The organism is Pantoea sp. C8B4 (assembly GCF_051336905.1).
In the GTDB taxonomy this organism is placed as follows: domain Bacteria; phylum Pseudomonadota; class Gammaproteobacteria; order Enterobacterales; family Enterobacteriaceae; genus Pantoea; species Pantoea rwandensis_B.
Window position 1 is genome coordinate 279959 of record NZ_JBGMNK010000001.1, and the last position, 20769, is coordinate 300727.

Annotated in this window: 16 protein-coding genes; 7 read left to right on the forward strand and 9 right to left on the reverse strand. The window is 56.9% G+C overall.

Features of this window, described 5'->3' with window-relative positions; all coding sequences use genetic code 11:
* Nucleotides 1-35: 35 nt before the first annotated feature.
* From ACCW76_RS01255 to ACCW76_RS01265, 3 genes are all read right to left on the reverse strand, one after another.
* On the reverse strand, nucleotides 36-590 hold the full coding sequence (locus tag ACCW76_RS01255) for an isochorismatase family protein (protein WP_436337532.1): 555 nt from the start codon (nucleotides 588-590) through the stop codon (nucleotides 36-38).
* Between the two features lie 17 nt (nucleotides 591-607).
* The gene (locus tag ACCW76_RS01260) at nucleotides 608-1033 is read right to left on the reverse strand and encodes a MarR family winged helix-turn-helix transcriptional regulator (protein ID WP_436337533.1); all 426 of its coding nucleotides are present in this window, start codon (nucleotides 1031-1033) and stop codon (nucleotides 608-610) included.
* 88 nt (nucleotides 1034-1121) lie between these two features.
* Nucleotides 1122-1667 carry a helix-turn-helix domain-containing protein gene (locus tag ACCW76_RS01265; protein ID WP_038647169.1) on the reverse strand — a complete coding sequence of 182 codons (546 nt, stop codon included), beginning with the start codon at nucleotides 1665-1667 and terminating at the stop codon, nucleotides 1122-1124.
* Nucleotides 1668-1764: 97 nt separating this feature from the next.
* Between ACCW76_RS01265 and ACCW76_RS01270 the strand changes: the two genes are divergently transcribed.
* The 4 genes from ACCW76_RS01270 to ACCW76_RS01285 all read left to right on the forward strand — a co-directional run bounded on the left by ACCW76_RS01270 (nucleotide 1765) and on the right by ACCW76_RS01285 (nucleotide 9789).
* Nucleotides 1765-2943: a benzoate/H(+) symporter BenE family transporter gene (locus tag ACCW76_RS01270; protein ID WP_081946733.1), complete on the forward strand. Its 1179-nt coding sequence runs from the start codon at nucleotides 1765-1767 to the stop codon at nucleotides 2941-2943.
* Between the two features lie 152 nt (nucleotides 2944-3095).
* On the forward strand, nucleotides 3096-4445 hold the full coding sequence (locus ACCW76_RS01275; RefSeq protein WP_436337534.1) for an SrfA family protein: 1350 nt from the start codon (nucleotides 3096-3098) through the stop codon (nucleotides 4443-4445).
* A gap of 2 nt (nucleotides 4446-4447) precedes the next feature.
* The gene (locus ACCW76_RS01280) at nucleotides 4448-7420 is read left to right on the forward strand and encodes a virulence factor SrfB (protein WP_436337535.1); all 2973 of its coding nucleotides are present in this window, start codon (nucleotides 4448-4450) and stop codon (nucleotides 7418-7420) included.
* Nucleotides 7417-9789, forward strand: coding sequence for a virulence factor SrfC family protein (locus ACCW76_RS01285; protein ID WP_436337536.1), 2373 nt, complete (start codon nucleotides 7417-7419; stop codon nucleotides 9787-9789). Before ACCW76_RS01280 ends, ACCW76_RS01285 begins: the two co-directional genes overlap by 4 nt.
* On the opposite strand, the gene ACCW76_RS01290 is transcribed toward ACCW76_RS01285, so the two are convergent.
* From ACCW76_RS01290 to ACCW76_RS01300, 3 genes are all read right to left on the reverse strand, one after another.
* Nucleotides 9790-10056, reverse strand: a complete 267-nt coding sequence (locus tag ACCW76_RS01290) for a barstar family protein (protein WP_038647177.1) — start codon at nucleotides 10054-10056, stop codon at nucleotides 9790-9792.
* Between the two features lie 2 nt (nucleotides 10057-10058).
* Nucleotides 10059-10493, reverse strand: a complete 435-nt coding sequence (locus ACCW76_RS01295; protein WP_436337537.1) for a ribonuclease domain-containing protein — start codon at nucleotides 10491-10493, stop codon at nucleotides 10059-10061.
* A gap of 88 nt (nucleotides 10494-10581) precedes the next feature.
* Complete coding sequence (locus tag ACCW76_RS01300; RefSeq protein ID WP_034827340.1) at nucleotides 10582-10929, reverse strand: helix-turn-helix domain-containing protein; 348 nt, start codon at nucleotides 10927-10929, stop codon at nucleotides 10582-10584.
* A gap of 296 nt (nucleotides 10930-11225) precedes the next feature.
* On the opposite strand from ACCW76_RS01300, the gene ACCW76_RS01305 reads away from it, so the two are divergent.
* Both ACCW76_RS01305 and oqxB read left to right on the forward strand, forming a co-directional pair.
* Nucleotides 11226-12380 (forward strand): efflux RND transporter periplasmic adaptor subunit, encoded by a 1155-nt coding sequence (locus ACCW76_RS01305; RefSeq protein ID WP_038647183.1) that lies wholly within the window; start codon nucleotides 11226-11228, stop codon nucleotides 12378-12380.
* Nucleotides 12381-12398: 18 nt separating this feature from the next.
* On the forward strand, nucleotides 12399-15551 hold the full coding sequence (gene oqxB / locus ACCW76_RS01310) for a multidrug efflux RND transporter permease subunit OqxB (RefSeq protein WP_436337538.1): 3153 nt from the start codon (nucleotides 12399-12401) through the stop codon (nucleotides 15549-15551).
* Between the two features lie 719 nt (nucleotides 15552-16270).
* Here the strand turns inward: oqxB and ACCW76_RS01315 are convergent.
* Both ACCW76_RS01315 and ACCW76_RS01320 read right to left on the reverse strand, forming a co-directional pair.
* Nucleotides 16271-16756, reverse strand: a complete 486-nt coding sequence (locus ACCW76_RS01315) for an RrF2 family transcriptional regulator (protein ID WP_045814359.1) — start codon at nucleotides 16754-16756, stop codon at nucleotides 16271-16273.
* A 177-nt stretch (nucleotides 16757-16933) separates the two neighbouring features.
* Complete coding sequence (locus ACCW76_RS01320) at nucleotides 16934-18115, reverse strand: MFS transporter (protein WP_436337539.1); 1182 nt, start codon at nucleotides 18113-18115, stop codon at nucleotides 16934-16936.
* Between the two features lie 156 nt (nucleotides 18116-18271).
* Here ACCW76_RS01320 and tus point away from each other — a divergent pair, with 156 nt between their 5' ends.
* Nucleotides 18272-19198 carry a DNA replication terminus site-binding protein gene (gene tus, locus ACCW76_RS01325; RefSeq protein ID WP_436337540.1) on the forward strand — a complete coding sequence of 309 codons (927 nt, stop codon included), beginning with the start codon at nucleotides 18272-18274 and terminating at the stop codon, nucleotides 19196-19198.
* An 83-nt stretch (nucleotides 19199-19281) separates the two neighbouring features.
* Here tus and fumC read toward each other — a convergent pair whose 3' ends face one another.
* Nucleotides 19282-20679, reverse strand: a complete 1398-nt coding sequence (gene fumC / locus ACCW76_RS01330; RefSeq protein ID WP_436337541.1) for a class II fumarate hydratase — start codon at nucleotides 20677-20679, stop codon at nucleotides 19282-19284.
* Nucleotides 20680-20769: the final 90 nt, after the last annotated feature.

The following is a 20769-nucleotide window of genomic DNA, read 5'->3' on the forward strand; positions in this document are numbered from 1 at the left end:
CGGGCGCGGTCAATGCAGGCCCATGGCAATGAAGATTACTTCAGCAGAGCCAGCACATCGGCCGTTGAGCCTGTTTCGCCCAGACGCGGGAAGATACGCTCAACGCTGTTTTGGTGGGTATCAGCGTTCAGACAGGTCATCGCATCAGTTGCCAGCGTGACGTTGTAACCCAACTCGTAAGCCTGACGCGCAGTGGATTCCACGCCAATGCTGGTGGCGATACCGCACACCACCACCTGAGTGATACCACGCTGCTGCAACTGATCGTGCAGATCCGTGTTGTGGAAACCACCCCAGGTCTTTTTCGTCACGGCAATTTCATCGGCTTTCAGCGCCATTTCCGGCACCAGCACAGCCCAGTCGGCTGGCAGTTCGCCACTGTGGCGTGCCTGCTCGTTACGGCCGGGCGCGCCACCGGCGACATTCACTTTCACCACCGGCAGGTTTTTGCCATGAAACGCCTTAACCAGCTGTGCACAACGCTCAACCACATCATCGGCTGACAAAGGCGCAACAGGAAGACGGACAATGCCGTGCTGCAGGTCAATCACAATCAGGGCGGTTTTTGCGTCTAAGGTTGTTAAAGCCATGGGAATTCCTCTCAGGATTATTGGTCGGCGATACGTTGCAGTAAGGGAATAGCGGCCAGCAAAATTTTCTGTTCCGCACTATTGAGCGTGGTTGCCATGCTCTGGAGTAGCCAGTCATCACGCTTTGCACGATTGGCGGCGATCAGCGTCAGGCAGCTTTCCGTCGGCAGATAGCGGGTTTTACGGCCGTCCAGCGGATCGGCTTCCCCTTTCACTAATCCCTGCGCCTGCAAGCTGGCCACGGTCGCGCCCATCGACTGACTGCGTACGCCTTCTAACTCGGCCAGTTCTGTTACCGTCATCGCGCCATCGCGCACCAGATAACCCAACACAGAAACCTGTGGCCAGGTGAGATCGCCCGGTGGGGCCGATTCGCGCAGACGTCGCGCCAGTTTGCCATTCACGCTGCGTAGAGTTGCAGCCGCGCTATTCAGGTCGCTCATGGCACCTTCTCCTTACTGATGAAGCGCGAGTATATAAATACGAAGGCAAACTGTGTAGTTTACCTTCGTATCAATTTGTAATTGGCACTCAGGGCCGCTTGATATAATGAATCAAACTGTGAAAACGCAGCGGTGTGCTGAGGGGATTGCGATAACTGTGTGCGACATCCGCCGCGAACTGGTGCGCTTCGCCGCTTTGCAGACGACGCCAGGTGCCCTCCACGCACAGCAGCAGTTCACCTTCCAGCACCACCACCTGCTCGATGACGCCATTTTCGTGCGCTGATGAATCGCTTTGCGCACCACCGGCAAGCGTGACCTCCAGCAGATCAAAACGCAATGCCGCATCATACGGCAGCAGCGGCTTTACCTGCATTTGCGCATTGGGTTGGCTAAACGTCGCGGCGCTACCCGGCGGTTGATCGCTGCCCTGGACAAAAAACGAGAAAGGCACATTGAATCCGGTGGCGATTTTCCACAATGTCGCCACCGTCGGGCTCGATTCACCGCGTTCGATTTGGCCCAGCATCGCTTTGCTGACACCGGTGCGATCCGCTGCCAGTGTCAGGCTCCAGCCGTTCGCCTGGCGCAATTGTTTTAACGCCTGACTCAAATGTTGATGCAGATTTTCCATGATATCTCCTGGCAAATTCGCGCGCAGTGTAGCACTTGTGCGTTATAACACACTCGTGCAATAGTGTGCGCTATAACGCACAGCAGGATGCAATCCGATGATGACCGCCACTTCGCGCAACGCTTTCTCCTTCCCTATGCTGGTTTCCGGTTTTATTGCGGTGCTGGTGGGATACAGCAGCACTGCCGCATTGATTTTCCAGGCCGCTCAGGCCGCAGGCGCCTCGCCAGAACAGATCGGCGGCTGGCTGTCGATGCTCGGCATCGGCATGGGGCTCGCCTCTTTTGGTCTTTCGGTGTGGACACGCATGCCGATTCTGGCTGCCTGGTCGACGCCGGGCGCGGCACTGTTAGCCACCAGCGTGCAGGGCCTGACCTTGAATGAAGTGGTGGGCGTGTTTGTGGCGACCAATGCGCTGATCGTACTGAGTGGCGTGACCGGACTGTTTGCCCGCTTGATGAACCACATCCCGCAATCTTTGGCAGCGGCGATGCTGGCGGGGATTTTACTGCGCTTCGGGATCGGCACCTTCACCGGTTTACAAGGTAACTTTGCGCTGTGTGGCAGTATGTGTCTGGTGTGGCTGTTAAGCCGACGCTGGCTGCCGCGCTATGCCATCATTCTGGCCCTGATCGCCGGGGTGCTGGTGGCGGTGGGTCAGCAGGCGATTCACTTCCCACCGCATGCGCTGACGCTGAGCGTGCCGGAATTTATCATGCCGCAGTTTACGCTGGCATCGCTGATTGGCGTGGGTTTGCCCTATTTCCTCGTCACCATGGCTTCACAAAATGCGCCGGGCATTGCGACCCTGCAGGCACATGGTTACCAACCGCCGGTTTCCGCTCTTACTGGCTGGACCGGCTTTATTGCGCTGGTCTTGTCTCCGTTTGGCGGTTTTTCGGTGTGCATTGCGGCCATTACCGCTGCCATTTGCATGGGAGACGATGTGGATGCCGATCCGAAACGACGCTGGATGGCCTCCGCGATTGCCGGGATTTTCTATCTGCTGACTGGCTTTACCGGCGCGCTGATCGCCATTCTGTTAAGTGCCTTGCCGCAGGTGCTGATCGCCACGCTGGCCGGTCTGGCGCTACTTGCCACCCTCTCCGGCAGTCTGCAACGCGCCCTCGCCGAACCCGATCACCGTGACAGCGCCATCGTCGCCTTTTTGATCACCGCCAGTGGTATCTCACTGCTGGGTATTGGCTCTGCCTTCTGGGGATTAATCGGCGGCATGATCACCCATTTGGTCCTGAGCCAACGCGCACGCGCTTAAAATTTCAGCAACTCACGCCTACACGCGGGAAAAACACCCTGTTTTTCCCCCTTTATCAGCCGTTTGATTCCCTGCATTTGGCTTAAGATCACTAGCATCGCCAATTACACACACTGTTTTGCTTCAGGCAACCACCGATAAGGGCCCTACGAGTGGCAAAAACTTTTCTGCGCAGCGGCAATCTGGATTCGGTACTGGCACTGGGTGAAAACGGCCAGCCGGTCTGGGCCTCTGCCCTGCAAATCCGTGAAACACTGCGTTTACGTCGCCAGACGGCGCTGGCTAACTGCCTCGCCATTCCCCAGGCCAACGAGCGTGGTGACCGCCTCGACTGGTATGCGCCCTTTAACGGCAAAGTGAAATCCTGGCGCGGCGCCAGCGACCACGAACGACAAAAAGCGCTGGAATTACTGACGCTCAATCAGCAGGATTTACTGGCTGCAAGTTTACGCGCGCGTGACGCAGAGAATCCGGCGATGCGCCTGTTTGGCGCCTTACTGAGCAAGACGCTGCAGTTCCCGGATCAGCAGTACGTTTATCTGGTCGATGGCAAACCCGTCATCACCTTCTGGGGCTTTGTCGATCCGCAGGCGCGCTCACGCGATGACGCACTGGCCTGCCTGCGCGACAGCCTGGAAGAGGATTTACCGCCGTTGCTGCCAGAACCACCGGCCGCTGTTATCGTGGCACCGGTTATCGCGCCTTTGATTGAAGTGCCTGCCGTTGCTGCTGTACCCGTGGTGGAAGAGCCCGTCGAGATCGCACAGCCTGAACCTGAACCTGAAGCGCCACAGCCGGTGCCTGAACCTGAACCGAAAGTCGAGCAGCCGCCTGTCCGTCGCCCTTCCGCACTGCGTCCACTGATGCTGCTGCTCCCGGTCGCTGCCGTGGCGGCAGCGGGTGTGGCGTTCTGGCTGCACAGCTCACCGCCTGAAACCGCACCGCAAGCCCAGGTCACCGATGCACCCGTGCCCGTTTTCACGCCACCGCCGGTGGTCGCGAAAGCTGAAAAACTGGCCGCGACGCTGCCGCAAAAAACGGCCACCGTCAGCGCCGCGCCGTTACCTGCCGCGCCACCTGCCCCGCCAGAAGTGATTGCTGAACATACGGAACCGGCTAAGGCTGATGACCTGGTCATGACCACCGAAGATGCGCGTATTGGCTCCGTGAAGTTTATCAACGGCACCTGGCGCGTCATATTACGACAAACTAACCTGCCAACCGGTAAGCCACCAAGCCTGCGTTACCAGCTGCGTAACGGTAAAGGCATCGCCACCATTACGCAGGGCGATAACATCCGCTGTAAAGCCGATGTCACTGCCGCGATGACGGTAGACGGCACCATGGTGGTTCGCAGCCGCTATACTGCGACCTGCAGCGACAAATCGCGCTACCGCATGCCGGAACTGGTGTGTAAAGCCGGTGATGGTATTGCCAGTTGCACTGCGCAGTACGGCGCAGATCAGGTCTTCCCGTTGACGATTAAGCGTGAGAGTAAGTAAACATGTTGGCTCCCCTCATCGATGACAAACAAAAAATCACGCTGATTGAAGATAGCGGTGTGCAGTTTCTCGATTTTGGCTTACGTCTGCCTGCCTTGCAGGCGCGCCGCCAGTTCGTTCGTCAAACCGCTAACGGACCGCTGCTGCGGCTGAACGTGGACGGCAACAGCGGCAAATTTTTGCTCTATCCCGAAGATGGCGGTGCAGCAGAAGTGGTGCGTCCCGAGTCGGACATTGCACTGGCAGATTCGTTAACGCTACTGGCACACCAGTGGCTGCCGCTGCCGGTGTTGCGCTGCACCAGTGGTCGCCGTTTTATCGGCGGCCCGGATAACTGGGCGCGCCTGCACCTGGCACCGCTGGCACAGCCAGATGTCGCAGGTAACACCCATCGCATTACGCTGGCGTTTGATACCCGCATCGTGCCGGAACAGGACGGCGGCGAACAGCACGGTCTGAGCAAAGCCGATGCACAAAACGGCGTGAGTTTCGCCCTTGCCTGGCACAACTATGAACTGGGTGAGTTTCTGGACCACACCTGGGTGGATGGCTGGCTGCGTGAAACCTTTACGCTGCAGGTTAACGCGCTGGAGTCTCGCCGCGAGCAGGAGCTGAATCAGGCGCTGCGTGAGTTTGAGTATCAGGCACACTATCTCAACCTGCTGGAACTGCTGGGTGAGCAGTTGGATCTGGCCGAGATCTACATTCAGGCCACTTCGCTGCAAACCCCGGCGGTGAACGTGGATATCATCCTTGACGTCGGTAACTCGCACACCTGCGGCATTTTGGTAGAAGACCACGCCGAAGAGAGCAACGGTCTGCGCCAGACTTACGAACTGCAACTGCGCGACCTCTCTGAACCGCATCAGGTCTACAACGAGCTGTTTGACAGCCGTCTCGAATTCGCAGAAACCCGCTTTGGTAAAGCGAATTTCTCGCTGGAAAGTGGCCGCGAAAACGCCTTTATGTGGCCATCGCTGACGCGCGTTGGTCGTGAAGCCAGCCGTCTTGCGCTGCTGCGTGCAGGCACAGAGGGCAGCACCGGTCTCTCCAGCCCGCGCCGTTATCTGTGGGATGAAGCACGTTATCAGCCAGGCTGGCGCTTCAACGCCCATGGCAGCAGTGACGAGCCACAGGCAACCGCGATGCCTTTCACCCTGCTGCTGAACGATGAAGGCCAGCCGTTGCACGCACTGGCTGAAGACGATCGCCTGCCGGTGTTCTCTGCCAGCTACAGCCGCAGTTCGCTGATGACTTTTATGCTGTGTGAGCTACTGGCTCAGGCGATGATGCAGATGAACAGCGTGGCACAGCGCCAGCGTATGCCGCAGAGCCAGGCCCCGCGCCAGTTGCGTCATGTGATCCTCACGCTGCCGTCAGCGATGCCAAAACCAGAACGGGAAATTTTCCGTCGCCGCATGCAGGAAGCCATCGCGCTGGTGTGGAAAGCTGAAGGCTGGCATCCCGCAGAAGACGATTTCAGCATGCAAAGCCAGGCGAAAAGCCTGCGCCCGGTGCCGGATGTCCAGATGGAGTGGGATGAAGCCACCTGCGGACAGATGGTGTGGCTGTTCAACGAAACCCAGGTGAACTTTGCCGGGCGTGCAGAAGATTTCTTCAGCAGCATGGCACGTCCGGATCGTCCGCGTGAAGCCGACGAAGTGCCGGGCAAAAGCCTGCGCATTGCTTCCATCGACATCGGCGGCGGCACCACCGATCTGGCGATCACTCAATATCGTCTTGATGACGGCCAGGGCAACAACGTTAAGATCACCCCGCGCCTGCTTTTCCGTGAAGGCTTTAAAGTCGCGGGCGACGATATTCTGTTGGATGTGATTCAGCTGTGGATTCTGCCTGCGCTACAACAAAGTCTGCAAAAAGCAGGCCTGACGCTGGCCGAACCGCTGATGAACAAACTGTTCGGTCACGACAGCCGCATGGATGGGCAAGCCACGCTGCGTCAGCAAGTCACCCTGCAGCTGTTTATCCCGCTGGCGCAGGCAGTACTGGAGCGTTATGAAAACTGGGACCCGCTCGACAGCCACAGCGAAATCAATGCGCTGTTCGGTGAGCTGGTACCGCAAAAGCCTGCCAGTAGCGTGCTGGCGTTTGTTAACGGTGAGATTCAGCGCACGCTGGGCGGCGACAACCGCTTCGATCTGCTTGATGTGCCTTTGGTGGTGAGCATGGCGCAGTTGCACGGTGAATTCCTGCAACATCGTATGGCGATCATCCCGGCCTTGCGCGCCATGTGCGAAGTGGTGTCGCTGTATCAGTGCGATGTGTTGCTGTTGACCGGCCGTCCTTCGCGTTTCCCGGGCATTCAGGCATTGGTGCGTCACCTGCAACCGCTGCCGGGCAGCCGTATTTTGTCACTGGAAGGCTATCACACCAGCGACTGGTATCCGTTCAACAAACAAGGTCGCATTGATAACCCGAAATCCACTGCTGCCGTGGGCGCGATGCTGTGTCTGCTGGCGCTCGATCTGCGTCTCAGCAGCTTCTGGTTCCGTGCGGGTGATTTCGAACCTTACTCCACTATCCGTTATCTGGGTGTGCTGGATGAGAACGCCACGCTGAGCGATGACAACCTGTGTTACAGCGAGATTGACCTCGATAAAGGTGATTTCGCGCTGGATCGGAAAAGCAGCTTCCGCATTCGCGGCAACGTCTGCCTCGGATTCCGTCAGCTGGATAATGACCGCTGGCCAGCTTCACCCCTTTACAGTCTGAGCATCACCGATCCGCATCTGGCACGTAAAGTGGCCGGCGAAAGCATTTTGCGCATTAAGCTGGCGGTCCAGCCGGGGCCTGACAACTTTGGCCCGGAGCGTCTGGTGCTGAGCGATGCCCGTATGGATGACGGCACCCGCGTGCCACTGGAACAACTGAGCCTGAAACTGAATACGCTGTCTGCGACGGGCAATGCCAACGCGCAGTATTGGATTGACAGCGGGAGCGTCTGCAAACGATGAGAACTGCCAAGAGAGTCACCTCTGTTACGCCCGCCAAACGTCTGAGCCTGATGCAGGAGACGCTGGATGGCGCACTGAACTGGATTGAAAACCACCACGCGCAGGCACCGCGTCTGGCGCTGGAAGCGGATACGCTGCGGCTGCAACTGCGCCGCGCGCGCGTGGAGAGTCACGCCCTGGCGCGTCAACTGGCGCGTCCGGTGACGCTGGCGTTGTTTGGCCAGTCGCAGGCGGGCAAAGCCTGGCTGTTAAGTGAGATGGTGGGCGATGCGCAAGGCCAGCTGATGGCGCGTCTGGGCGATCGCGTGGTGAACCATTTCCAGAACATCAATCCCGGCAATCTCGATTTTGCTATTGCCACCCGCTTCAGCCACCAGCGTGAAACCCAGTCCAGCGCCTGGCCGCTGGAAATGACGCTGCTCAATGACGTGGAGCTGATTCGTCTGGTGCTGGCCTGTGCCAAAACCGAAGCGCAGCCGGATAGTGCGGTGATCGATGCCGCGCTGCAGCGTTTGCAGCGCCATCGTCAGGACGAGCTACAGCCAGGCCTCGACAGCGATGCGTTGATCACACTGTGGGCGTGGAGCCGCCGCCAGCATCGTCACGCCGAGGTACTGGATCGCCACTTCTGGCCGCAGGCGGTGGAACTCGCCCCGTGGTTAAACGTCGATGATCGCATTCAGCTGTTTGCACTACTGTGGCCAAACCAGGTGGCGCTCAACGAACAGCTGCGCAATCTGATGCATCTGCGTCACCAGTTGCGCCAGGCACCGCGCCTGCTCGCCCCCCTCAGCCTGCTGACCGATGACGCCTCGCTGCCGGCGGAGAAACTGATTAGCCACGATGCCGACTGGCAGGAAATGATTGAAGTCTGTCCGATCGTCGCCAATCGTGTCGGCAAACCGCAGCAAGTGCCGCTGGGCTTACTGGCGCTGCTGACGCTGGAAATCACCGTTCCATTGAGTTCGACACCGCGTCAGGCGCTGTATGATGAAGCCGATATGCTGGAACTGCCTGCGCCCGGCCAGCCTGCTGATTCGGGCCAGCAAGAGGATTTAGCGCAACTGCGCAAGCGCGATGCTTTGCGCGCGGCGCTGCTGGAGCAGAAACGCGCGCTGCTGCCGGGTCTGTATGCCGCACGTCAGGGCATCGATCTGATGTTAATTTGCACTGCCGCCAGCCAGCGTCAGGATACCGAGCTTGCCGCTAACGCGCTGCGTGAATGGCATATCCATCAAACTGTGGCCGCCAGCGGGGAAAAACCCCGCCTGATTTGGGCGATTACCCCGCACGATGCGCGTTACCAGCAGCATCAGATTAATGTGGATGAAGCCGTACAGCGTCAGATCGGGCAACCCGGACAGAGCTGGGGTTCCATGCTGGCACTCGATCGTGCCGGTGTCGATCGCATGGGCAGCTGGTTGCAGGACGAAATGCAGCCAGAAGCACGTCGTGATCGTCTGGCCCAGCAATTAAGCACCTTGCAGCAAAAGCTGGTGGAGCGTTTGCAACCGTGGACCGAATCCACTGCCACGCCAGAACAGGCAGCACGCAAGCAGGCGATTTCCGATACCTTGCTGAAGTGCCTGCAACATCGCACTGGCCTGCACGGCGAACTGCTGGAGCGCTTACAGCCTTCGCGCGAAGCGGTGCGTCAGCTGTGGCTGAGCCAGAGCAGCGGTAATGTCGTGCAGCACAGCGCGAAAACCGCTGCGGCTGAGCAGAGCTATTTTGGTATTGGCTTTGAGTTTGACCTGTTTAAAGATGAACCGGTGGCCCCTGCGGAACCGCGGAACGGCAGCGGCCAGCGCGATCAGCAATTCCCGCAGCAGGTGTTTGCGCTGTGGCTTGAGCATCTGCGTCAGCTGCCGGAAAGCCGGAGTTTACTGACGCTGCTGAACGTGGATAAACCGACCATGGAATTGCTGGTGGAAGAGCTGATTACCGCCAGCTTCCGCCTGAAAGTATTAAATAAGCTGCAAAGCGCGCTTAGCGAACCGGATGCTCAGGCCAGCGCGCATGAAGCGCGGACCGATCGCCAGGTTTCCCGTGCGATGACGGTGTTGGGGGATTTTGTGGCCTGGTTAGGCTTCCTGCAGCGCCCGGAGAGTGAACGGCCTGAGAGTCGCGTTAATCGCGGACAAACCATCTTCGCACGTCCGCCTGCGCCAAGCGTGAGCTTCTCGCAAGGCCAGCGTTTAACGCGTTTGTCAGCCGCACCCGCCAATCATACCGCGTATTATATTTATGACTGGCTGGTGGGATTAAATTCGGTGATCGTGGAAAACAACGGCTATACCGGCGGCAGCGACCTGCCCGCCAATGCCCGTCAGATGCTGGCGATTCTACTGCTGCCACTGCACGCGTAATCAGTCATGAATCAGGCGCAGCTCGCCTCGCAGCTGCTGCGCCGCTTCTTCCATCAGCGCCAGCACCGGTGCAAACTCCGCCTCGCTCGCCTGTGCAATATGATGTAAATGCAGTTCAGCTGGCAGCGCAATCCCGCCCGTCAGCCAATCCCACAGCGCATCCAGATTACAGCCAAACTCTCCGCTGCAGCCGCTTTGGGCCACAAACTCGCGGTAGAACGCTTGCCGGCTGGCCAATTGCTGGAAATCAAAAGAGAGCGTCAACATGGTTAGTTCACCTGTTTGAAGCTGCGATAGTGATCGGTGGTCAGAAAGATCAGTCCATCTGAAGAGTAAAGCAGACGATCGGCGTCGCGGTGACCGCAATCGTAATTCACATCGGCCTCATACCATTGCCGCCCCGCTTGCATTGGCAGGCGTTGCTCACGATTGCTAAAACGATCGCCTCCAATGGCTCGACCCGGCAACACCGTGCATAAGTCGCCTTTGCTGGGGTTCCAGCCCTGACGGCGTGCTTCATTTTTGGTGAGATAAAGATCCGGCAACTGATGATTTTGCTGTAACCACTGCGCCACGGTGTGGGCTTCGGTGAGTTTGGCAATATCTGTGCCGTGTGCGGCGGTTTTACCGGTTAAATGCGGCTTAAGCCCGGCCCAGGTGGCGGCCAGCGCGAGAATGAGTCCAATCCAGAGTTTCTTTGACATAGTGACATCCCGAAGTGCAGGACGCCGATAATAGCAGGATTATCGTGAAGAAGAACGCGGGCCAGCATGGCTGGCCCTGGCGGAGGTGTTACTGCATCGCACTCGCGGCTGGCACGGCATGTCGACGCCATGCGCCTGGCGCCACGCCATACTGACGTTTGAAACTGCGATTGAACGACTGCTGCGAATCAAACCCCAGTGAAATCGCCACATTAAGGATAGGTTCGTTGGTGGTCGTTAAACGGTCCGCCGATTTTTTCAGTTTCTTATTACGAATGTACTCACCCAGCGGGTAGCCGGTGTGCTCTTTGAACATACGCTGCAGGTGCCATTTCGAATAACCGGCGCGCCCTGCTACGGTGTCCAGATCCAGACGTGCTTCAATGTTGTTATCAATCCAGTCGATCAGATCGTGAATAAATGCGTCGCTCATCATCCCATTTTCTCCCGTCGCCTTAACGAACAGTATCAGTATCAGTTGCAATTACACTTTAAGGGTGACTGACTATGACATTTAATGCAAGTTTTATTATTGCATTAAATGCCGCACTCGCCGTAGGGGCTTTCCCCCCTCTGAAACGAATTGATCAAAACAGCACATAAAGTGTATCAGATATTCTTGCAGATGCAGTTTGCAGCAGCCTACACTCATCGCGTTTTAATGCAATCTTAAAAGTTGCAGATTTTTCGTACATGTCCTTTCTTTTTTCACACCAACGCGGAATAACAACAATGCATCTGCAAACATATGGGGTTCGTCGGGCAGTAAGCCTGTCAGGAGTGATGTTGCTGGGAAGCCTGCTGGCCGCTTGCGATCGGGGTGTGGCGCAAAACGCCCCGCCACCGCCGCCCGAAGTGAGTGTCGCGCAGGTGGTCGAACAAAAAGTCAGCCAATGGGATAGCTTCAATGGTCGCTTTGAAGCGGTGCAAAGTGTGCAACTGCGCCCCCGCGTTTCCGGCTATATCGATCAGGTTAACTATCGCGAAGGCGATGACGTGAAAAAGGGTCAGGTGCTGTTTACCATTGATGACCGCACCTATCGCGCGACGTTAGAGCAGGCACAAGCTGAACTCGCCACCGCGCGCAGTCAGGCCTCGCTGGCACGCAGTGAGTCGGCGCGCACCGATAAACTGATTGGCACCAATGTGGTGTCACGCGAAGAGTGGGAGCAGCGTCGATCGGCGGCAAACCAGGCACAAGCTAATGTGCTTTCCGCGCAGGCCGCCGTTGATATGGCACAGCTGAATCTCGATTTTACCCGCGTCACTGCCCCGATTGATGGCCGTGCCAGCCGCGCGATGATCACCACCGGTAACCTGGTCACAGCCGGAGACAGTGCCAGCGTGCTGACCACGCTGGTGTCGCAGGATCGTATGTACGTCTATTTCGACGTCGATGAAGCCACCTATCTGCAGTATCAGGCGATGGCACGTCAGGGACAAAATCGCGGTTCGCTGCCGGTGGAAATCGCGCTGACCGGCGAGCAAGGTTATCCGCATCGTGGCACCGTTGACTTCCTCGACAACCAGCTGACCGCCAGCACTGGCACCATTCGCATGCGCGCCACGCTCGATAATCATGAACGTCAGTTCACCCCAGGTCTGTTTGCCCGCGTGCGTTTACCCGGCAGCGCCGCGTTTAACGCGCTGTTGATCGACGATAAAGCGGTGTTGACCGATCAGGATCGTAAATACGTGTATGTGGTCGATGCGCAGGGTAAAGCCGAGCGTCGCGATATTCAGGCTGGCGAGTTGGCTGATGGCCTGCGCATTGTTCAATCCGGTTTGAAGCCGGGTGACAAGGTGATCGTCAATGGCCTGCAGAAAGTCTTCATGCCTGGCATGCCGGTGAAAGCTCAGCCGGTGGCAATGCGCTCCGCTCAATAATAATCGAGACTGCCTGTTATGGATTTCTCCCGCTTTTTTATCGACCGACCGATCTTTGCGGCGGTACTGTCGATTTTGATATTTACCACCGGACTGATCGCCATACCGCTGCTGCCGATCAGTGAATATCCCAATGTGGTGCCACCCAGCGTGCAGGTGCGCGCGGAATATCCTGGCGCCAACCCCAAAGTGATTGCTGATTCCGTGGCAACGCCACTGGAAGAGGCGATCAACGGGGTCGAAAACATGATGTACATGAAGTCGGTGGCCGGTTCAGATGGCGTGCTGGTCACCACCGTGACCTTCCGTCCGGGTACCGATCCCGATCAGGCGCAGGTTCAGGTTCAGAACCGTGTGGCGCAGGCAGAAGCGCGCTTGCCAGAGGAAGTGCGTCAGTTGGGTTTGACCACGCAGAAGATGTCACCGACGCTGACGCTGGTGGTGCACATGTTCTCGCCGAAGGGCAAGTATGACTCACTCTATCTGCGCAACTACGCCACGCTGAAGGTGAAAGATGAGCTAGCGCGCCTGCCGGGCGTTGGTCAGATTCAGATCTTCGGTGCCGGTGAGTACGCGATGCGTGTATGGCTCGATCCCAACAAGGTGGCGGCGCGTGGTATGACCGCCTCGGATGTGGTTAGCGCCATGCAGGAGCAGAACGTGCAAGTGTCTGCCGGTCAGTTAGGCGCTGAGCCGACCAAAAAGGCCAGTGACTTCCTGTTGTCGATCAACACTCAGGGCCGTCTGGAGAGCGAAGAGCAGTTTGGCAATATTATCCTGAAAACCGCCGATGACGGCTCGCTGGTGCGCCTGCGTGACGTGGCGCGTATTGAGATGGGTTCCGGTAGTTACGCCCTGCGCTCGCAGCTGAATAACAAGGATGCGGTCGGTATCGGTATCTTCCAGGCACCGGGTGCCAACGCCATCGACTTGTCGAATGCTGTGCGTGACAAGATGGCCGAACTGGCCACTCGTTTCCCGGATGATGTGCAGTGGGCGGCACCGTACGATCCAACCGTGTTCGTACGTGACTCGATCCGTGCCGTGGTGCAAACGCTGTTTGAAGCGATTGTGCTGGTGGTACTGGTGGTGATCTTGTTCCTGCAAACCTGGCGTGCATCAATCATTCCGTTGCTGGCAGTGCCGGTTTCGGTGGTGGGGACGTTCAGCGTGCTTTACCTGCTGGGCTTCTCGCTCAACACCCTCAGTTTGTTCGGGTTGGTGTTGGCGATAGGTATCGTGGTGGATGACGCCATTGTGGTAGTGGAGAACGTCGAACGTAATATCGCAATGGGACTCTCACCGACAGCGGCTGCGCATCAGGCGATGCGCGAAGTGTCGGGGCCTATTATCGCGATTGCGTTAGTGCTGTGTGCGGTATTCGTGCCGATGGCGTTCCTGTCCGGTGTAACCGGTCAGTTCTACAAACAGTTTGCGGTGACGATTGCCATCTCCACGGTGATCTCCGCCATTAACTCACTGACGCTCTCTCCGGCGCTGGCGGCCAAGCTACTGAAGTCGCATGATGCACCGAAAGATATGCCGACGCGTCTGATTGATCGCTTGCTCGGCTGGGTTTTCCGTCCGTTCAACCGCTTCTTCCAGCGCAGCTCGGATGGCTACGAGTCGATGGTGGGCAAAACCCTGCGTCGTCGCGGTGCGGTGTTTGGCGTTTACGTGATACTGCTGGCGGGCGCGGGCTTTATGTTCCACACCGTGCCGGGCGGCTTTATTCCGACGCAGGATAAGCTATATCTGATTGGCGGCGTAAAAATGCCGGAAGGTTCGTCACTGGCGCGTACCGATGAAGTGATTCGCAAGATGAGCGAAATCGGCATGAACACCGAAGGCGTGGCCTACTCTGTCGCCTTCCCCGGTTTGAATGCCTTACAGTTCACCAATACGCCGAACACCGGAACCGTATTCTTCGGTCTGAAGCCGTTTAATGAACGTACCCGAACGGCTGCGGAGATTAACGCTGAAATCAACGCGAAAATCTCCAAAATCCAGCAAGGCTTTGGCTTCTCGATTATGCCACCGCCGATTCTGGGACTGGGTCAGGGTTCGGGTTATTCGCTGTATGTGCAGGATCGTGCGGGCTTAGGTTACGGTGCATTGCAAACCGCCATTAATACCCTTTCCGGTGCGGTGATGCAGACGCCGGGCATGATGTTCCCGATCTCCTCGTATCAAGCCAACGTGCCGCAACTGGATGTGCAGGTTGATCGTGATAAAGCCAAAGCGCAAGGCGTGTCGTTGACTGACCTGTTCAGTACCTTGCAGGTGTATCTCGGCTCCTCTTACGTCAACGATTTCAACAAGTTTGGTCGTACCTGGCGTGTGATGGCGCAGGCAGACGGTGATTTCCGTAGCAGCGTGCAGGATATTGCTAATCTGCGTACCCGTAACAATCAGGGCGAGATGGTGCCAATCGGCAGTATGGTCAACATCACCACCACTTACGGCCCCGATCCGGTAATTCGCTACAACGGCTATCCGGCGGCGGACCTGATTGGTGATGCCGATCCACGCGTGCTCTCTTCGGCACAGGCGATGGAAAAACTGGAGGCGATGTCAAGCCAGGTACTGCCAAACGGCATGAATATTGAGTGGACCGACCTGAGCTACCAGCAGGCGACGCAAGGCAATACCGCGTTTATCGTCTTCCCGGTTGCGGTACTGCTGGCGTTCCTGGTGCTGGCGGCGCTGTATGAGAGCTGGACCCTGCCGCTGGCGGTGATCCTGATTGTGCCGGTCACCATGCTGTCCGCGCTGGTCGGGGTGTGGCTTACCGGCGGCGATAACAACGTGTTTGTGCAGGTAGGTCTGGTGGTACTGATGGGACTGGCGTGTAAGAACGCGATTCTGATCGTCGAGTTTGCGCGCGAGCTGGAGATGCAGGGTAAAGGGATTGTCGAGTCGGCGCTTGAAGCCTGTCGCCTGCGTCTGCGCCCGATCGTGATGACTTCAATCGCCTTTATTGCCGGTACCATTCCACTGATTCTGGGTGAAGGCGCCGGTGCGGAAGTGCGCGGTGTTACCGGGATCACGGTGTTCTCAGGCATGTTGGGCGTGACGCTGTTTGGTTTGTTCCTGACGCCAGTGTTCTATGTGACGTTGCGTAAGCTGGTCACGCGTAAACAGCCGGATGCGGAAGTGCAGACGGTGTAGTTGAATCGCGGTTAAAAACCAAAGGGGCCTTGAGCTCTAAGGGTTATCAGTTAACGTCCTGTTCAGGTAAGGCCGCTATTTTGTTAAAGATGGCGGCCTTTTCTTTTGCGCGATTAAGTGCGGGCCCCACCACCTCTGCTGCTGCCGGGCCGTCCTCGCGCCGCTTCGCGGTGCCCTCGGCTGCATCAGAGGCGCTGTGGCCTCAGACACTTTGCCCTTTGTGGCAGTAAAAGCGCTATCACCTGAGCCATCTCGCCCTTTGTAGCAGTAAAAACGCTATCGCCTGAGCCATCGTGCCCTTTCCAGCAGCGTAAACAGATGTCAGCAAGCAGGCTGGTGCCGCTCTGGGGATGGCATTTCGCAGCGCTGAACGGAATGAGGAAGCCAGGAGAGCCAGCATGGATGCTGGCGAAAGGTGCAACCGGGACAGGGAAAGTCCCGTCTGCACCGGTCCGTCAGGCGGACGAGTGAAGTGAAGGTACCGCGTCAGCGGCGCGAGGACAGCCAGCCCCAGAGCGGCACCAGACTGCGTTATCACCTGTACCACCAGCCACTGAGCAGCGCCAGACTGCGTCATCACCCCATGCTTAACTGACATGCATCAGCCCACTGATCCCAAATTTTTGCCTGTGCAGTGAAAACAAAAAAGGCCGTCATAAAATGACGACCTTAGAGGATGGTTCATAGGTTGTGATGCGCCTTAAGGCGCACCAAGTAAATCAGCGAGCTTTTTTACAGAGTTCCGCGATCTCAAGCTCGGGTAACTCTTCGCAACTGCTGGTGTCGTGTTTCTTCAGCTCAGCCAGTGCATCCGCTACCGTGCGGGTTTCCAGCACTTTTAGGGAAGCCTCTTCGGCTTCTTCGGCAATCGACTTGAAATACCAGCACAAGTTGGCACTGACAAGACAGCGCGGTGCAACATCAGGGCGTGATGCCCAGAGTTTTTTATCTTCGATGACCGAGGTATAAATATCGCGCAGCGTTATCTCCGCGGCTGGACGACCGAGATGAATCGAACCGGTGCGGCCAAGCGTAGAGACGATGATGCCATCGCGCGTTAACGGAACCATAAGTTTCCGAATGAAACTGGGGTTCGCTTCAAGACCATACGCCAGTATGGCACTGGTCGAGCGTTTGCCCAGTTGCTCCGCCATCGCTACGCTCAAAACCATCTGCAAAGCTGTCGGGAAGCGGTAATCTAGCATTTCTGTATCCTGATTTGCGGTCTATCTTATTGTTTTCATACCGCGACAGTGAGTAATCAATGAGCAATAAATATAACAAACACTGTTGCTTTTTAGAAGCCAGCGACTGTGATCAAGGCACGTATTCATCATTTGATCAGGCAGAAGCGCACAGGCTGCTTAGTTTATCGCCCCCTTTTACGTTTTCGGCTTCAGTGCAAGCAATTTTTGCTTCAGCACCCCCACCAACAACACGTTGATTAACGCCAACAGGCACAGCAACCATAATGTGGCATTTGCGCCGAATTGCTGAAAAACATATCCCCCTACCAATGGCGTTAACGCTTGGCCAATCAGTGCCGGGCGCGCCATGCGCCCAACCACAATGGCATAAGCCTCTGGTTTGACCATTACTAGCGGTAAAGTTCCGCGCACAATGGCACGCAGGCCATTTCCGGCACCATAGAGCACCATGCTGACCAGTGCGAATTTAGGATAAAGGGTCAGCAACAGCAGCCCTATCGCCACTAATCCTACCGAGAAAAATGTCGTCCAGATCGGATGTCCGCGTTTGAACGCGATATCCACAATACGTGACCCCACCTGACAAGGACCCAGAATCGCACTGATGGCCAAGGCGGCGGTTAATGAGTGACCGCTAGCCTGTAACAGGCTGATCAACTGCACCGAAATAGCGGTCATGATCACCGAAGCGAGGGTAAAAATGCTGCATAACAACCAAAACAGCGCGGGTGCCAAATCACCACTGGCGTTACGCTGCTTTGTCGCCGTTTTCACGATGGGCTTAATTGGCGCAGGCAGTGCATACCAGTAGGCAGGCAACACGGTGAGGCATAACAGCGCGGCAATGGCGAAACAGGCGCCACGCCAGTCAAGCCAGTGAATCAGCAGCGCAGTGCCCGGCCACACCAGCGTGGTGCAAAAGCCGGAGATTAAGGTAATGCCGGTGATCGCACCGCGAGCCTGTCCACCGTACAGCGTTCCAAGAGTGGCAAACAGGGCGTCGTATAAACCCATCGCCATTCCAATGCCAATAATCAGCCAGGCAAAGAGAAACAGCAGTAAATGGTGGCTCAATCCCATGATGACCAGACCCAATGCCATCATCGCTCCACTCGACGCCAGTAGCACGCGACCATAGCTGCCAGCAATCAAGCGACCACTCCAGGGCGCTAACAGGCCAGAAACCAAAATGCCCAGGGACAACGCGCCATACACCCACTGCTGAGACCAGCCGGTTTCCGCGACAATCGGATTCGCCATCACGGCCATGAGATAAAAGGATCCGCCCCATGAGAGGATTTGGACCCCGCCCAATGTCACAATGGCAGAAACCGCAGGTTTAGGGTGATGCTCCACGACAAGTTTCCGTTAGCAGGCAAAGCATTGTTATAACATGTTCATCCTGTTGGAAAAATGCTTGTGTGCCCTGCTTCGCGAAATCACGTTTACAGAGTGGAAGATTGGCACCAAATACGATAAGTTAAATGGTATGTTGTAACTACGGAGCGTAACATGTCTCGCTATGATTTAGTGGCTGATTTGCACGAGTGCGTCAACGCATTGGAACAAGGTTTAACGACCCTGCGCCAGCAGGTCGAACAACAGCCGTTGCTGATTGCGCGCGCATTCAGCTTGCCCGAAATCGAGAAAGGCCACGAGAATGATGAGATTGAGCGTATCGCCGTCACTCAACATCTCGGGCAAAAAGCACGTGACATGGCGCTGGCTCACTACTGTCGTCTGTTTATGCAGCACCAGTCGGAAAAACTCAGCACCAAGGCTGCGGTGCGTTTGCCTGGCGCCATCTGTATAGAAGCGGATGAAGCCGTCAGCGAGCACATCAGTCAGCAGGTGGCCGATATCAACGCGCTTAAAGTGCGCCTTGAGCACCTGATTACCGTGGAATCAGGCCTGCCGAGCGAGGCGCGCTTTGAGTTTGTTCACCAGCATTTGCGCGGTTTAATCACTCTGAACGCCTACCGTAGCGTGACCTTACTGCACGCGCCGGATAGCCTGCGTTTTGGCTGGGCCAACAAGAACATCATTAAAAACCTGACGCGTGAAGCCGTGGTCGAGCAACTGGAACGCAGCCTGAAGGCAAACCGTGCGCAAGCGCCCTGGACGCGCGAACAGTGGGCAGAGAAAGTCCAGCAGGAGCTGGACATGATCCTGTCACTGCCCGCCGATGCCAAACTGAAAATCAAACGTCCTGTGAAGGTGCAGCCCATTGCCCGCGTGTGGCGCGCCAGTAATAAGAAACAGGTGCAACTCGCCTGCCCTTCACCGCTGCTGGTGCTGTGCCGGGATAAGACGCAGGTGCCAATTTTGGGGGAATTGCTGGATTACGATGCTGATAACGTCACGCATCGTCATAAGCCGCTGGCGCAGCCGCTGCATCTGGTGATCCCACGGTTACATTTGTGGAGCGACAAGCTTTAACGAAGAAGCGGCCCTTAGGCCGCCTCTGTCATAACTCATTATCGCTGAATTGAGCCGTATCAACCCTCAGTTAATCGCGATAATTATTGCTTCATGCTGCCAACCATCTCTTCCGGCCTTACCCACTCGTCAAACTGCTCTTCGGTCAGATAGCCGAGCTTCAGCGCTGAGCCTTTGAGCGTCAGCCCTTCTTTATGGGCTTTCTTGGCGATTTCTGCCGCTTTGTCGTAACCGATATGGGTATTCAACGCGGTCACCAGCATCAACGATTCATTCAGCAACTGATCGATGCGCTCACGCACCGGCTCAATGCCCACCGCACAGTGATGGTTGAAGCTGTCCATACCATCAGCCAGCAAGCGAATTGACTGTAGGAAGTTATGGATCACCATTGGGCGGAACACGTTCAACTCGAAGTTGCCCGATGCCCCACCAATGTTCACCGCGACGTCGTTACCCATTACCTGGCAGCACAGCATGGTCAGCGCTTCACACTGCGTCGGGTTCACTTTACCTGGCATGATTGAGCTGCCCGGTTCGTTTTCCGGAATGGCGAGTTCGCCAATCCCGCAACGCGGACCCGATGCCAGCCAGCGCACGTCGTTGGCGATTTTCATCAGTGACGCCGCCAGGCCTTTCAATGCGCCATGTGCATGCACCAGCGCATCGCAGGTTGCCAGCGCTTCAAACTTATTCGGTGCAGTAACGAACGGTTGCTGAGTCAGTTCGGCCAGCGCTTTCGCCACGCGAACCGCATACTCCGGATGGGTATTTAAGCCGGTGCCCACCGCCGTGCCACCCAGCGCCAGCTCAGCGACATGGGGAATGCTGTGTTCGATGTGCTTGAGGTTATGTTCCAGCATCGCGACCCAGCCGGAAATCTCCTGACCCAGCGTCAACGGCGTGGCATCTTGCAGGTGAGTACGACCAATCTTCACGATGTCCTTAAAGGCTTCAGACTTCTCGCTCAGGGTCTTTTTCAGGACATGAATCTGCGGAATCAGCTGCTCCCGCACGGCGATGACCGCAGCCACGTGCATGGCGGTGGGGAACACGTCGTTGGAGCTCTGGCTCTTGTTAACGTCATCGTTTGGGTGCACCAAACGCGACATGCCACGCTCGCCGCCGAGAATTTCACTGGCACGGTTGGCCAGCACTTCGTTCATATTCATGTTGGTCTGAGTACCGGAGCCGGTCTGCCAAATCGCCAGCGGGAACTCGTCACTGTGTTTATCAGCCAGCACTTCGTCAGCGGCTTTCAGGATCGCTTCCGCCCGCTCTGCCGGCAACAGGCCAAGATCGCGGTTCACCTGGGCTGCAGCGCGTTTGGTCATTGCCAACGCATGCACTAATGCGACGGGCATCTTCTCGGTTGAGATACGGAAATGCTCCAGCGAACGCTGGGTTTGTGCCCCCCACAACTTATCTGCCGGTACTTCGATCGGTCCCATTGAATCTTTTTCAATGCGATTCGCTGCCATGACTACGTCTCCTTAGCTCAGATTTGAGGTTTCCGCCCAGGTCGTCTTCCCGCGACGCCGTTGAGCGAGCAAGATTGTCACACACAAGAA

What these genes read in the sequence shown, in the direction of transcription:
- ACCW76_RS01255 (WP_436337532.1), bottom strand. Translation starts at nt 590, where the DNA reads ATGGCTTTAACAACCTTAGACGCAAAAACCGCCCTGATTGTGATTGAC.
- ACCW76_RS01260 (WP_436337533.1), bottom strand. Translation starts at nt 1,033, where the DNA reads ATGAGCGACCTGAATAGCGCGGCTGCAACTCTACGCAGCGTGAATGGC.
- ACCW76_RS01265 (WP_038647169.1), bottom strand. Translation starts at nt 1,667, where the DNA reads ATGGAAAATCTGCATCAACATTTGAGTCAGGCGTTAAAACAATTGCGC.
- ACCW76_RS01270 (WP_081946733.1), top strand. Translation starts at nt 1,765, where the DNA reads ATGATGACCGCCACTTCGCGCAACGCTTTCTCCTTCCCTATGCTGGTT.
- ACCW76_RS01280 (WP_436337535.1), top strand. Translation starts at nt 4,448, where the DNA reads ATGTTGGCTCCCCTCATCGATGACAAACAAAAAATCACGCTGATTGAA.
- ACCW76_RS01285 (WP_436337536.1), top strand. Translation starts at nt 7,417, where the DNA reads ATGAGAACTGCCAAGAGAGTCACCTCTGTTACGCCCGCCAAACGTCTG.
- ACCW76_RS01290 (WP_038647177.1), bottom strand. Translation starts at nt 10,056, where the DNA reads ATGTTGACGCTCTCTTTTGATTTCCAGCAATTGGCCAGCCGGCAAGCG.
- ACCW76_RS01295 (WP_436337537.1), bottom strand. Translation starts at nt 10,493, where the DNA reads ATGTCAAAGAAACTCTGGATTGGACTCATTCTCGCGCTGGCCGCCACC.
- ACCW76_RS01300 (WP_034827340.1), bottom strand. Translation starts at nt 10,929, where the DNA reads ATGATGAGCGACGCATTTATTCACGATCTGATCGACTGGATTGATAAC.
- ACCW76_RS01305 (WP_038647183.1), top strand. Translation starts at nt 11,226, where the DNA reads ATGCATCTGCAAACATATGGGGTTCGTCGGGCAGTAAGCCTGTCAGGA.
- oqxB (WP_436337538.1), top strand. Translation starts at nt 12,399, where the DNA reads ATGGATTTCTCCCGCTTTTTTATCGACCGACCGATCTTTGCGGCGGTA.
- ACCW76_RS01315 (WP_045814359.1), bottom strand. Translation starts at nt 16,756, where the DNA reads ATGCTAGATTACCGCTTCCCGACAGCTTTGCAGATGGTTTTGAGCGTA.
- tus (WP_436337540.1), top strand. Translation starts at nt 18,272, where the DNA reads ATGTCTCGCTATGATTTAGTGGCTGATTTGCACGAGTGCGTCAACGCA.
- fumC (WP_436337541.1), bottom strand. Translation starts at nt 20,679, where the DNA reads ATGGCAGCGAATCGCATTGAAAAAGATTCAATGGGACCGATCGAAGTA.